Genomic DNA, 12,061 nt, shown 5'->3' with positions numbered 1-12,061 from the left:
GGTCTCACGACGGTGACGCCTTTTTTCATGGAAGCGCGAAGCGTCGCGCTACGACGCCGCGCCGGCGTCATGCATCGACGCGGGAAATTCGCTGTGCAGATGATCGCGGAAGCTCTTGATCGCGGTGGTCGGCACCGCCTTGCGGGTGACGATGCTGCCGTAACAGCGGCTCGCCCGGAAGTCGCTCAGCTCCAGCGTCGCGCGATTGCGCCGCGCATTCGATTCCGCGAGCGAGCGCGGCATGAAAGTCAGAAAGCCGCCGGTGTCGATCATGCCGAGCAAGGTGGGCAGCGTGGCGGCGGTCGCCGCGTCGAAGACGGCGCCGCGCTCGTCGAACGCCCGCGCGAGCCGCTGGCGCAGATCGCCGTAGCGGGCGAGCAGAATCAGCCGGTACGGCAACAGCGTTTCCACCGTCACCTGCTCTACCTGGGTGATCGGATGCGCGGCGGGCGCCATCAGCACCACCGGCTCCTCGGCGAGCGGGCGAAACAGCAGGTTGTCGTAGTCGCCGTCGATCGCCGCGACGCCGAGATCGGCGCTGCCGTCGGCGATAGTCTTGAGCACGCTTTCGTACGGCATGTCCTTCAACTGGACGCTGACGTCGGGAAAGCGCTCGCAATACGAATGAATGATTTGCGGCAGAAAGGTCGCGGCGATCATCGGCGTCGCGGCGACCACGACCCGGTTGCGCGCGGCCTCCGAGCGGCCGCGGAACTGGCGCAGCACGTCATATAGCCCACCGAGCGCTTCGCTGGCGGCGGCCTGCAGCAGGCGCCCTTCCTCGGTCGGCTCGACGCTGCGCGTGGTGCGCACCAGCAGTTGCACCCGCAGCACCGACTCCAGCTTCTTCACGCGGCTCGATGCGGTGGGTTGTGAAATGCAGAGCCGTTCGGCCGCCTTGCTGAACTGCCCCTCCTCGAGCACGACGAGAAAGGTCTCGAGTTCGGGCAGATGAAAACGGAACGACGGATTGTCCATGAGATCGGGCGGCGGGCGAAGCGCGGGCCGCTCGCGTCGCGGCGGCGCACGCATCAGTCAGAGAGGGATCGGGCGATGGTAGCACGCAGGCAGGCGGCGCAGCCGGGCGGCAAAGCCGCCGCGGCGTAGGGACAAACGCGTAGACCACGCCCGCTGTATGAGCCCGCGAGTCGTTGGCGGCGGGCAGCAAGCGGCGCTGGCGCGAAGGCGCCGGCACCGCTTTCGGCGCGCGCCGATGCTTACGCTTCGGCCAGATCGTGCGCGAGGCGGGTCAGATATTTGCCGTCGCGAAACGCGAGCGGCGGGCGCTCGCCGCGAAACAGATTCTCGACCTGACCGAGAAACACGACGTGATCGCCGCCCGGGTAAGTCGCGATCTTGCGGCATTCGAGAAACGCCGACGCGCCGCGAATGATCGGCAGCCCGCCGAGACCTTCGTCGATCTCGACGCCGCTGAACTTGTCGTCGCCCGAGCGCGCGAAGCGATCGGATACATGAATCTGGTCGACCGCAAGGATGTTGACGACGAACCGCTCGGTGTCGCGAAACGCCGGGTGACTGCGCGAGGTGCTCGCCTGGCTCCACAGCACCAGCGGCGGATCGAGCGATACCGAACTGAACGAGTTCGCGGTGACGCCGAAGCGCCGCCCTTGCGGGTCCACGGTCGTGATCACGGTGACGCCCGTGGTGAACGCGCCGAGTGTTTTGCGCAGGTTTTGGCTGTCGATGGTAGGCATGATTTTGTTCCTGCGATCAGGGGGTTTCCGCGGCGCCGCAGTATGCGAGCAACTGCGCGATCGAGATCAGCGTGAGGCCGTGCGCGACCGCGAAGCGCACCAGATCGGGGCGCCGCGCCATCGTGCCGTCGTCGTTGACCAGCTCGCACAGCACGCCGGCATAGCCGCGCCCGGCGAGGCGTACGAGGTCGTAGGCCGCCTCGGTGTGGCCGCGCCGCTCGGTCACGCCGCCTTCGCGCGCGCGCAGCGGAAACACGTGGCCGGGCCGCACGAAGTCGTCGGCGACCGCTTTCGGCGACGCGAGCGCGCCGATCGTCGCCGCGCGGTCGGCCGCGGAGATGCCGGTTGTCACGCCATGGCGCAAATCGACGCTGACCGCGAACGCGGTGCGAAACGGCTCGTCGTTCTGCTGGACCATCGGCGGCAGATCCAGCCGGTCGAGCACGCGGCCCGGCATCGATACGCAGATCAGCCCGCTCGTGTGCCGCACCATGAAGGCGAGCGCTTCGGGCGTGACCGCATCGGCGGCAATGATCAGATCGCCTTCGTTTTCGCGGTTCTCGTCGTCGACGACGATCACGAACTCGCCGCGCTCGATCGCGCGGATCGCCGCCGGCACGGTATCGAAGCTGGTCGCGCCGTCATGGTTGCGATGGTTCGCGAGGCTCGGCGCTGGCCGCCTCACGCGCGCCATTCGAGCGGCGGGATGGGTGGGATGCGCGCCGGCGCCGTCGCGCTGGCGCAGTTCGGGCGCGGCGCCGGAGACCGTGTCCGAGGCCGCGTCGGTGAGCGAATTGTCGTGTTGCATGTCGATTGCCTCTGGTTTATTCGTTGCTGTCTGGCAGCGGCACTTCGATATCGAGCAGCGGCGCATGCTGCTGCGCGCCGTAAATGTCCGTATCACCGACCGCCCCCGACGCGATGCGGCGCGGCAGCGTCGCTTTCCACGCGAGGGCCGGCGGATATTCGGTGAACAGCACCTGGGCGACGTCGACCCGGTACAGCGAGGCGATCAGGTCCGCGGTGATGACGCCGGACGCGCGCACTTTGTCGAACAGCGCCGGGTCGTCGAACATGATGTCGAGCGTGATATGAAAAGGTCCCGCGTTCTTGCTTTTGCAGGCCTTCGCGATGTCTCTCAGGCGGGCCATCGTCAGACCTCCTCGTAGTCGATCGGGAACATTTCGTACGGATCGTCGGGCAGCACGACGTGCTGCAACATGAACTCGTACACCTCGCCGCGCTCGATATCGGACGGCGAAAACGGAAACGCCATGTTGCCCTCGCGGCACATGCGTCCGGCGAAATCGGAATGCAGCAGCGTCACGCGCGCGAGCGACAGCGCCGCGTTGGCGATCTCCTGGTTCGTGCCGATCACTTCGGCAACGATCGCCATCTCGACCGGCATCGCACCGGTCGAGGGCTCCCACGGACCCATCACGCCGTTGCGGCCATAGACGCGCAGCACGAGGCGATACGCGTCGTCGGCGATGCCGAGCGCGCGCACTTTCGTAGCGGTCGATTCGCGCACGAACTCGACGAACGTATCGATCTGCGCGATCAGTCCGGGATCTCGGGTGGCGGCGAACGTCACCGCGCTGAAGCCGACGCTGCGCACGCCTTCGAGCTTGACCGAGTACGGCTGCGGCTGCCAGCGCATCCCGGTCACGCGCACCACCCGCTCGGTCAGCGCTTCGATCCGGCAAGCGCCGGTGTCGACGAGCCCACCGGGCTCGTGACGAATCACCGGGCTCGCGGTTTCATGCAGCGCCTGAACCGCGACCGACAGCGGCGTGCAGCGCAGCTCCGGATTCATCGGTTCGGCCTCCACATAATCTTCGCCGACGGTCACGAGCAGGCAGTCGTGCTTCTTCGGAATCGCCGCGTTGCACGCGCATTCGAGCATCTTGCCGGCGTACCACGACGGCGCCGCGGGCAGACCGTGATGCATCGCGAGCGCGACCCACGGCGACGGATCGGTGCCGCGGCCGCCCAGAATCACCTGCGCGCCCGCTTCGAGCGCGGCGCGATAAGGCTCCGGGCCCATCATGCCGACGATGCGCCGGGCGCCGTCCAGCGTCGCGTCGTCGAGCGGCGGCGCGCCGTCCAGCGCGCGAATCCGCCCCTGGCCGAGGCGCCGCTTCAGATAGTCCTTCGGTTGTTCGGCATGGATCAACGCGAGCTTGAAATGCAGATCGTGTTCGCGCGCGATCTCGCGCACCAGTTCCGCGCACACCTGCAGATGCGGTTCGCCGCCCGCGCCGCCGGCGGTGCCGACCATCATCGGCACGCCGGATCCGATCGCCGCGCGCAGCAGCAGCGACAGGTCGCGCTTCATCGCGAGGCGCGAGTTGAGCGTCTTGCCGGAGCCGAGGTAGTACGGACCGGGGTCCGAGCTGCCGCCGTCCACGCCGAACATGTGCGGCTTGCGCTCCAGCGCCGCGCGAATCGAGGCTTCCGGAAAGCCATATCCGAGGATGCCGCTCGCCGACATCATGCGTACAGTCTTCGACGTCATTTCGTCGGGTTCTCCGTGTGTGATTGAAAAGACGCGCCGCTCACGACGGCGTACGCCAGTCGCCCGCCAGCGGTTTGCGCAAGCCCAGATGGCTGCGCAGCGTGCTGTCGCCGTACTCCTTGCGGAACACGCCGCGCTTCTGCAACTCGGGCACCACCAGCCGCACGATGTCCTCGTAGGTGCCGGGCACGTAGGTCGCCGACAGCACGAAGCCGTCGCAGGCCTTGTCGAACCATTCGATCATCTGTTCGGCCACCTGGGAGCCGGTGCCGACGAAGCACGGACCGTCGCGCAAGGTGCCGCGCCCGGACGCCTCGACAAAATCCTTCACCGACGGATTGCGCTTGCCGCTCACTTCGACCACCTTGTCGCGCAGGCTCTGCCACGACACCGCGGCGAGTTCTTCGTCGGTGAACGGCTGGTCGTACGGACGCCCGGAGAAATCGATGTTCAGGGTTTCGCCGATCATCGTGAGTCCGTCGATCGGCCGCGACAGCGAGTCGATCAGCTGCTGTTTCTCGCGCGCCTCGGCCTCGGTGTCGCCGACGATGATCTTCACCTCGGCGCAGATCTTGATCGAATCGGGGCTGCGCCCCGCCGCGACCGCGCGGGCCTTCAATGCTTCGTATTGCTTGATGCCGTTGGCGAGCGTCGGGTATTTGGCGAATACGACCTCGGCCCAGCGGCCGGCAAAGGTCAGCCCGCGGCCGCTCTGACCGGCCTGCAGGATCACCGGATGGCCTTGCGGCGAGCGCGGCACCGTCAGCGGGCCGCGCGAGCTGAAGAAGCGGCCCTGATGATCGAGGCGGGTGACCTTCGACGGATCGGCGAAATAGTTCTCCTGTTTGTCGGCGACGATCGCGCCTTCGCGCCAGGTGTCCCAGTGACCCATCACCACTTCCATGAATTCGTCGGCGCGGTCGTAGCGAAGATCGTGATCGAGATGCTCTGACGCGCCGAAGTTCGCCGCTTCCGAGTCGTTCATCGAGGTCACCACGTTCCACGCGACGCGCCCCTTGGTCATCAGGTCGAGCGTCGCGAACAGCCGCGCGACGTGAAACGGCTCGTAGTACGTGGTCGAATACGTCGCGCCCAGACCGAGGCGCGAGGTCACCATCGCCATTGCCATCAGCACCGAGGTCGGCTCGAGCTTGATCGCACGCACGCCGTGACGCACCGTTTCGCGATGACTGTTGCCGTAGATGTCGGGCATCGCGAGACGATCGTCGAAGAACGCCATGTCGAACTTGCCTTCTTCGAGCGTGCGGGCGATGCGCTGGTAGTACTCGGGAGACAGATAGTCCGTCATGCTCGACGGATGCCGCCACGAACCCGCGTAATTGCTGCAGTTCTGCGCCTGAAGGAAAGCGACGAGCGCCATGTGTCGCGGCTGTGCGGAAGTCATGATGTGTGTGGTCCTCGGATTGAAGTGGGCAACGGCTTGCACGGATGCAAAGGTATGCCCGCGCCGCGCGGAGAACAATTTGCACTGTCGGATAGATCTATAGGGATAACGAATGAATCCCCCGCTACGGCTGCCGCAACGATCCGGTTATGCTTGTCGCAAGGCCCGCTCGCCGCTCGCCGGCAGCTCGATGGCGCGACGCCGGGCGAATGAATCCGCGGATCACGGGCATTTATCCGCGCGGTAAATAAATCTTTGGAGGAGACACGCTTGAGCCTATCAATGCAGGACGCCGCCCAGTTCGAGCCGCCGCGTCTGGCGACCCGTCATCCGGAGCCGGGCTGGCTCGCGCTCGGCGCGGAGCCGGTGCTGGAACCGGAGCGCCGCATCATCGACCCGCACCACCACTTCTCGCACCACTGGGGCGGCTATGGTCTCGACGACCTGCTGCGCGATACCGGCGCGGGCCACCGCATCGAGAACACGGTGTATGTGCAGTGCGGTTGGGAATATCGGAGTGACGGCGCCGAACAGATGAAGCCGGTCGGCGAAATCGAAGCGGTGGTGAAACTCGCCGAGGCCGCTCGCGCGCGCGGCACGCCTACCGATGTCGCGGCGGGCATCGTCGGTTACGCGGACTTGCTGCTCGGCGATGCGGTGGAACCCGTGCTGGCCGCGCAAATCGACGCCGGCAAGGGCCGCTTTCGCGGCATCCGTTACGCGGCCTCGCGTCATGAAGCGTTCCAGCACGGCGTGCTGCCGCGTCCGCCGCTCGGGCTGTATGCGGACAAAGCGTTTCGCGCGGGAGTGCGGCAACTCGCGCGGCACGGCCTGACGTTCGACGCGTGGGTCTATCACACGCAGCTTCAGGACGTGATCGACCTCGCGCGCGCGGTGCCGGAGACGACGATCGTGCTCGATCACATCGGCGGACTGCTCGGCGTCGGCCCGTACGCGGGACGCCCACGGGCCGCCTTCGACGAATGGCTGCCGCTGCTCGCGCCGCTCGCCGCGTGTCCGAACATCGTGATGAAAATCGGCGGTTATGGCACCACGGTGTTCGGCTATGACTTCGTCAGCCAGCCCTCGCCCCCTTCGTCGACGACCCTCGCGAACGCGTGGCGTCCGAGCGTCGAAGCAGTGCTCGAGGCATTCGGCGCGCGGCGCTGCATGTTCGAGAGCAACTTCCCGGTCGATCGCTGTTCCGCGAGCTATGCGACGGTCTGGAATGCGTTCAAGCGGCTGGCCGCGAACGCGAGCGAAACCGACAAGGCCGATCTGTTCTACAACACCGCCGCGCGCATCTACCGGATCGGCGACGCGGCTCGCCACAGCTAATCGCCACAGCTAACCCACCACACCATGCACAGCACCTCCGTTCTACCCCAGCCCGCCGTGAACATCGCCGAAGCGCTGTCGACGTTCGCGCACGATCTTCACCTCGACGCGATTCCCGCTGCCGTCTGGCGCAAATCGGTCGAGCATATCGTCGATGCGATCGGCCTCGCGTTCGCATCGCACCGGTTTCCGTTTGCCGCGCCGGCCCTGAAAGGAATTCGCGCCGCCGGCAGCGAGGGCGCCGCGACTGTGATAGGCGGCGACCTGCGACTCGCGCCGCGCGATGCCGCGCTCGCGAACGGCTATCTGATTCACGGCCTCGATTTCGACGACACCCACCCGGCCAGCATCGTGCATCCGTCGGTGGCCTGTCTGCCCGCCGCGCTCGCGCTCGCCGAAGCGAACGACATGCGCTTCGGGCAGATGATCACCGCCTACGTCGCCGGGATGGAAACGGCGATCCGTCTGGGTCGCGCGGTCAAAGGCGGTTTCCACCACGTCGGCTTTCACGCGACCGGCGTCGTCTCGCACTTCAGCTCGGCGGTCGTCGCGGGCAAGCTGCTGGGACTGAGCGCCGACCAGCTCGTCAGCGCGCAGGGGATCGCGGCGAGCACCGCGTCCGGCGTGCAGGTGTTCCTCGAGAACGGCGCGTGGACCAAGCGGATGCACCCGGGCTGGGGCGCGCTCGCCGGCATCACGGCCGCGCATCTGGCGCAGGCGGGCTTCGCCGGGCCGCGTCGTCCGTATGAAGGCCGCTTCGGTCTGCTCGACACGCACCTGCAGAGCCTTGCGAGCGAAGTCGACGCCGACTCGATCGCCGCCGGTCTCGGCTCGGACTGGGCGATGCTCGACACGTCGATCAAGCCCTATCCGGTGTGCCACTTCATTCATGGCTGCGCCGAAGCCGCGCTGCAACTGCGCCGCGAGATCGGTCCCGACGCGGCGCTCGCGCGCATCGTATGCGAACTGCCGGAAGCGACGCTGCCGATCGTCGCGGAACCGGCGAGCGCCAAGCTCGTGCCGAAGAGCGACTACGAAGCGAAGTTCAGCGCGCAATTCGTCGTCGCCGCGTGCTTCGCGCGCAACCGCTTCACGCTGGCGGAATTGAGCGACGACAGCCTGCGCGATCCGGCGATCCTCGCGCTCGCCGCGAAAACCGAATGCGTGAAGGAAGCCGGCTCGAATTTCCCGAAGTACTTTTCGGGCGCGGTCGCCATCACGCTCGCCGATGGCCGCACGCTGCGCGCGCAGGTGCCGGTCAACCTGGGCAGCGGCGAGCGCGCGCTGTCGCTCGACGATATCGTCGGCAAATTTCGCGGCAATGCGCAGCTCGGCCTCTCCGCCGCGCGCGTCGATGCGGTACTCGATGCGCTGCTGTCCGCGACGCCCGACACGCCGGTGCGCGCGATCACCCGCGTGCTCGGCTGACGCCTGGCGAGCCAGGCGGCGCGCGGCCGGTCGGATGGACGGCTCGCGCCGCCTTGCAACGGTTCGCGCTCGTTGGCGCGCTCGTTGGCGCCCTCGTTCGCTCCTTCTTGCTCCGCTCGCCGTGCGACTTCGCCGCGCGGCACTCTCCCGCTAGAATCGGCGTTCCTTCCCCGCCCGCTCGCGTTGCCGCGCCGGGCCGCTTCACTCATCACGCGTTCACAGGCGATACGTCATGGACATGAGGCATCTGCGCTCCTTCGTTGCGGTCGCGGAAGAATTGAGTTTCAGCCGCGCCGCCGAGCGCCTGCACATCTCGCAGCCGCCGCTTTCGCAGCACATCAAGGCGCTCGAAACGGAAATGGGCGTGCAGCTGTTCGCGCGCACCAAACGCGAGGTCAGGCTGACCGACGCGGGCGTCGTGTTTCTGCGCGAGAGCCGCCTGCTGCTCGATCAGTTGCGCACCGCCGTCAATGCGACGGTGCGAACCGCCAATAGCGATGCGGGCGCGTTGCGCGTCGGGGTCGCGACCTCCGCGCTGTTCAGCGTGATGCCGGGCTTTCTCACGCTGATGCACGAGGCCTTTCCGCACGTGGAGATTTCGGTCAACGACATGCAGTCGCAGGATCAGGTGGTCGCGGTCGCGCAGGGCACGCTCGATCTCGGCATCGTTCACGTGCGACCGGACCGGATGAAGCTCAACCATGCGCCGATTTTCAGCGAGGCCCTCGTGGCCGTCGTGCCCGAGCGTCATTGGCTGGCGAGCAAACCGGAGTTCGGCCTCGCCGATCTCGCCAACGAGGCGATGGTCGGGCTTGCGCGCGAGTACGGCCCGGCGGTGTTCGATGCGATCGTCGCGAGCTGTCACCAGGCGGGCTTCAGCCCGGAGTTCCGCCATAGCGCGCGCAACCCGCTGACGATCTTCCAGATGGTGCGGCTCGGCTTCGGCGTGTCGCTGGTGCCGCGCGCGTATGCGCTCAGCGCATTTCCGGGGGTGCGCTTCCGGGAACTGCCGGCGACCGCCGGCAGCGTGCGAATGGAAGCGATCTGGAGCGAGCGGCATGCGTCGGGGCTCACGCGCAAGATCGCGGCGTCGATCCTGCCGCGGCTCGCCGGCGACATCACGCAGCACGCGTGAAGCGGTAGCGGTACGCGGTAAGCGTCGCTGACGTGTCGACGCGCACGCGTGCGGATCCACCGCACGCGTCCCCGGCAATTTACGCGAGCGGTCCGCTGTTCTCGCCGGCCCGGCCATCGACGACTTGCACCATCGCCGGATGGTAGTTCTGCGCGAAGCCGGCGTCGCGAGCCTTGCACATTACGTCGTACGTGTACTGGGCGATGCGCGGCTCGAAATTGCCCTGCTTCGCGAGCGTCAACGCGAGACCCGCGTCCTTGATCGCGTACAGCATCGGAAAGACCTTCTCCGGAAAACGGTCGGCCGCCAGCGATTTCATCCCGTGATTGCGCAGCACGAAGCTGTCGGCCGAGCCTTTCGACAGCAGCTCGAACAGCACGTCGCCCGCCAGCCCCGCGCGCCGCCCGATCGTGATGATTTCCGACAGCGCGTTGACCGTCATGAACACCATCATGTTGTTCAGGATCTTCACCATCTGGCCGGCGCCCACCTCGCCGCAGTGGATGATGTCGCTGCCCATGCAGCCGAGCAGCGGGCTCAGCGACTCGAACAGCGCGTCGCTGCCGCCGACCGTGATCAGCAACGTGCCGTTCAGCGCCGCTTCGGCGGTACGCGCGACCGGCGCGTCGACGTACGCGATACCGTCCTGCGCCAACGATTCCGCAAGCAAGCGCGTACGCGCCACATCGCTGGTGCTCATGTCGACGATCACCCGCGGCCGGTCCGCCGTGCCGCGCAATTGCGCGCACACCGCCTCGACCTGATCGATCGACGGCAACGACAGGAACACCACGTCGACCTGCCGCGCGAGTTCGGCGATGCTGTCGTGCGCACTGGCGCCCGCCTCGACCAGCTTCGCGAGCGCCTCTTTCGAGGTGTCGAACACGTGCACCGGCAAGCCCGACTTGCGCACGAGGTTCGTGCACATCGGACCGCCCATTACGCCGAGACCAATAAAACCGATTTGCTGATACTGACTCATCACGTCTCCTTGAATTGTGTTGTAGAGAAGGCTCAGGTGCGAATCGCGAACGGATCGCGCACGCCGTCCGAGTAATCGATCATCACGTTTTTGGTGGTCATGTATTCGTGCAGGCCGGCTTCGCCGCGTTCGCGGCCAATGCCCGATTCCTTGAAGCCGCCGAACGGCGCCTGCGCGGCCAGCGCGCGGTAGGTGTTGACCCACACGCTGCCCGCCTGGATCGCTCGCGCCACGCGCATCACCCGCGAGATGTCGCGCGACCAGATGCCGGCGGCGAGGCCGTAGCGCGTATCGTTGGCGATCGCGATTGCTTCGGCTTCCGAATCGAATGGAATGATCGCGAGCACCGGGCCGAAGATTTCTTCCTGCGCGAGGGCGCTGCGGTTGTCGACGTCGGCGAAGATCGTCGGTTCGATGAAGAACCCCGCTTCGAGGCCGGGCCCGCGCGCGCGCCGCCCGCCGGTCACGAGCCGGCCGCCGGCGGACTGCGCCGCGTCGATTGCCGCGAGGATGCGGCGATACTGCGGTTCGTTGGCGACCGCGCCCATTTCGGTGGCCGGATCGAGCGGGTCGCCCATCCGGATCGTGGCGGCGCGCGCCGCGAGCCGCTCGACCACCTGGTCGTAGACGCCGCGCTGCACCAGCAGCCGCGAGCCCGCCACGCAGGTCTGGCCGGTCGCGCCGAAAATGCCGGCCAGCGCGCCGACGATGGCCTTGTCGAGATCGGCGTCCTCGAAAATGATGTTCGGCGACTTGCCGCCGAGTTCCAGCTTGACCGGCACCAGCCGCTGCCCCGCCGCGGCCGCGATCTGCCGGCCGACGTTCGGGCTGCCGGTGAAGCTGACGAGCGCGACGCCCGGATCGTCGACGAGCGCGCGGCCGGTTTCCGCGCCGCCCGTCACGACGTTGAATACGCCCGGCGGGAAACCTGCTTCCTCGACCAGCGACGCGAATTCGAGCGTCGACGCCGACGCATGCTCGGACGGTTTGACGACCACGCAATTACCGGCCGCGAGCGCGGGCGCGAGCTTGTTCGCGAGCAGCGCGAGCGGCGAATTCCACGCGGTGATCAGGCCGACTACGCCGTACGGTTCGAGCGACAGATAGTCGAGCGTGTTCGGCTGATCGAGCGGCAGTTGCTGGCCGAACAGCTTGTCCGCGTAACCGGCGAAATAGCGCAACTGGCGGCCGACCCACAGCATTTGCGGCCGCGTCTCGCGCACGATCTTGCCGTTGTCGGTGCTTTCGACCGTCGACATCCGCTCGGCATTGGCCTCGATCAGCGCCGCCAGTTTTTGCATCAGGCTGGCGCGCAGGATGCCGGGAGTGTCCCGCCAGCCTTCGTGAAATGCCCGATTGGCCGCCGCCACCGCGCGGGCCACGTCGGCCGCGCTGGCGTCCGGGATTTCCGCCCACGCCGCGCCGGTATAAGGATTGGTGCTGGGCAGCACACGCTGGCCGGTGGCGTCCTCGCGCCGTCCGCCGATGTAGAGCTGGTATCGCTTGATCACGCGTCGTCTCCTTGTTTGCGTTTCGATCT

11 protein-coding genes are annotated in these 12,061 nt (G+C 67.1%); 3 read left to right on the top strand and 8 right to left on the bottom strand.

Annotated features, from left to right (window positions below; all coding sequences use genetic code 11):
* Positions 1-48 precede the first annotated feature (48 nt).
* The 6 genes from BTH42_RS33195 to BTH42_RS33170 all read right to left on the bottom strand — a co-directional run bounded on the left by BTH42_RS33195 (position 49) and on the right by BTH42_RS33170 (position 5,638).
* Positions 49-978 (bottom strand): LysR family transcriptional regulator, encoded by a 930-nt coding sequence (locus BTH42_RS33195; protein ID WP_075305432.1) that lies wholly within the window; start codon positions 976-978, stop codon positions 49-51.
* A 239-nt stretch (positions 979-1,217) separates the two neighbouring features.
* Positions 1,218-1,715 (bottom strand): flavin reductase family protein, encoded by a 498-nt coding sequence (locus BTH42_RS33190; protein WP_075305407.1) that lies wholly within the window; start codon positions 1,713-1,715, stop codon positions 1,218-1,220.
* A gap of 16 nt (positions 1,716-1,731) precedes the next feature.
* Complete coding sequence (ribB, locus tag BTH42_RS33185; protein ID WP_256702502.1) at positions 1,732-2,523, bottom strand: 3,4-dihydroxy-2-butanone-4-phosphate synthase; 792 nt, start codon at positions 2,521-2,523, stop codon at positions 1,732-1,734.
* 16 nt (positions 2,524-2,539) lie between these two features.
* Positions 2,540-2,866 carry a DUF4387 domain-containing protein gene (locus tag BTH42_RS33180; RefSeq protein WP_075305406.1) on the bottom strand — a complete coding sequence of 109 codons (327 nt, stop codon included), beginning with the start codon at positions 2,864-2,866 and terminating at the stop codon, positions 2,540-2,542.
* A gap of 2 nt (positions 2,867-2,868) precedes the next feature.
* On the bottom strand, positions 2,869-4,233 hold the full coding sequence (locus tag BTH42_RS33175) for an acyclic terpene utilization AtuA family protein (RefSeq protein WP_256702501.1): 1,365 nt from the start codon (positions 4,231-4,233) through the stop codon (positions 2,869-2,871).
* Positions 4,234-4,273: 40 nt separating this feature from the next.
* A complete protein-coding gene (locus tag BTH42_RS33170; protein WP_083655036.1) occupies positions 4,274-5,638 on the bottom strand; it encodes an LLM class flavin-dependent oxidoreductase in 1,365 nt (454 codons plus the stop codon).
* A 270-nt stretch (positions 5,639-5,908) separates the two neighbouring features.
* Between BTH42_RS33170 and BTH42_RS33165 the strand changes: the two genes are divergently transcribed.
* The 3 genes from BTH42_RS33165 (at position 5,909) to BTH42_RS33155 (ending at position 9,539) form a co-directional block, all read left to right on the top strand.
* Positions 5,909-6,976, top strand: a complete 1,068-nt coding sequence (locus BTH42_RS33165; protein ID WP_256702500.1) for an amidohydrolase — start codon at positions 5,909-5,911, stop codon at positions 6,974-6,976.
* 24 nt (positions 6,977-7,000) lie between these two features.
* Positions 7,001-8,404, top strand: a complete 1,404-nt coding sequence (locus BTH42_RS33160) for an MmgE/PrpD family protein (protein ID WP_075305402.1) — start codon at positions 7,001-7,003, stop codon at positions 8,402-8,404.
* A 232-nt stretch (positions 8,405-8,636) separates the two neighbouring features.
* Positions 8,637-9,539 carry a LysR family transcriptional regulator gene (locus BTH42_RS33155; protein ID WP_083655035.1) on the top strand — a complete coding sequence of 301 codons (903 nt, stop codon included), beginning with the start codon at positions 8,637-8,639 and terminating at the stop codon, positions 9,537-9,539.
* Between the two features lie 79 nt (positions 9,540-9,618).
* Here the strand turns inward: BTH42_RS33155 and BTH42_RS33150 are convergent, their stop codons facing one another.
* Together BTH42_RS33150 and BTH42_RS33145 are read right to left on the bottom strand one after the other, a co-directional pair.
* Complete coding sequence (locus tag BTH42_RS33150) at positions 9,619-10,521, bottom strand: NAD(P)-dependent oxidoreductase (RefSeq protein WP_075305401.1); 903 nt, start codon at positions 10,519-10,521, stop codon at positions 9,619-9,621.
* A gap of 32 nt (positions 10,522-10,553) precedes the next feature.
* The gene (locus BTH42_RS33145) at positions 10,554-12,032 is read right to left on the bottom strand and encodes an aldehyde dehydrogenase (RefSeq protein WP_256702499.1); all 1,479 of its coding nucleotides are present in this window, start codon (positions 12,030-12,032) and stop codon (positions 10,554-10,556) included.
* Positions 12,033-12,061 lie beyond the last annotated feature (29 nt).

Origin of the sequence: Burkholderia sp. SRS-W-2-2016 (assembly GCF_001931485.1) — a bacterium.
In the GTDB taxonomy this organism is placed as follows: Bacteria; Pseudomonadota; Gammaproteobacteria; order Burkholderiales; family Burkholderiaceae; genus Paraburkholderia.
Note: the sequence above shows the minus strand (reverse complement) of the source record. Positions and strands in the feature narration are given on the sequence as shown.

Bases quoted from the DNA above. Each gene is read 5' to 3' on its own strand.
- BTH42_RS33170 (WP_083655036.1), bottom strand. From the start codon at position 5,638: ATGACTTCCGCACAGCCGCGACACATGGCGCTCGTCGCTTTCCTTCAG.
- BTH42_RS33195 (WP_075305432.1), bottom strand. From the start codon at position 978: ATGGACAATCCGTCGTTCCGTTTTCATCTGCCCGAACTCGAGACCTTT.
- BTH42_RS33160 (WP_075305402.1), top strand. From the start codon at position 7,001: ATGCACAGCACCTCCGTTCTACCCCAGCCCGCCGTGAACATCGCCGAA.
- BTH42_RS33175 (WP_256702501.1), bottom strand. From the start codon at position 4,233: ATGACGTCGAAGACTGTACGCATGATGTCGGCGAGCGGCATCCTCGGA.
- BTH42_RS33155 (WP_083655035.1), top strand. From the start codon at position 8,637: ATGGACATGAGGCATCTGCGCTCCTTCGTTGCGGTCGCGGAAGAATTG.
- BTH42_RS33190 (WP_075305407.1), bottom strand. From the start codon at position 1,715: ATGCCTACCATCGACAGCCAAAACCTGCGCAAAACACTCGGCGCGTTC.
- ribB (WP_256702502.1), bottom strand. From the start codon at position 2,523: ATGCAACACGACAATTCGCTCACCGACGCGGCCTCGGACACGGTCTCC.
- BTH42_RS33180 (WP_075305406.1), bottom strand. From the start codon at position 2,866: ATGGCCCGCCTGAGAGACATCGCGAAGGCCTGCAAAAGCAAGAACGCG.
- BTH42_RS33150 (WP_075305401.1), bottom strand. From the start codon at position 10,521: ATGAGTCAGTATCAGCAAATCGGTTTTATTGGTCTCGGCGTAATGGGC.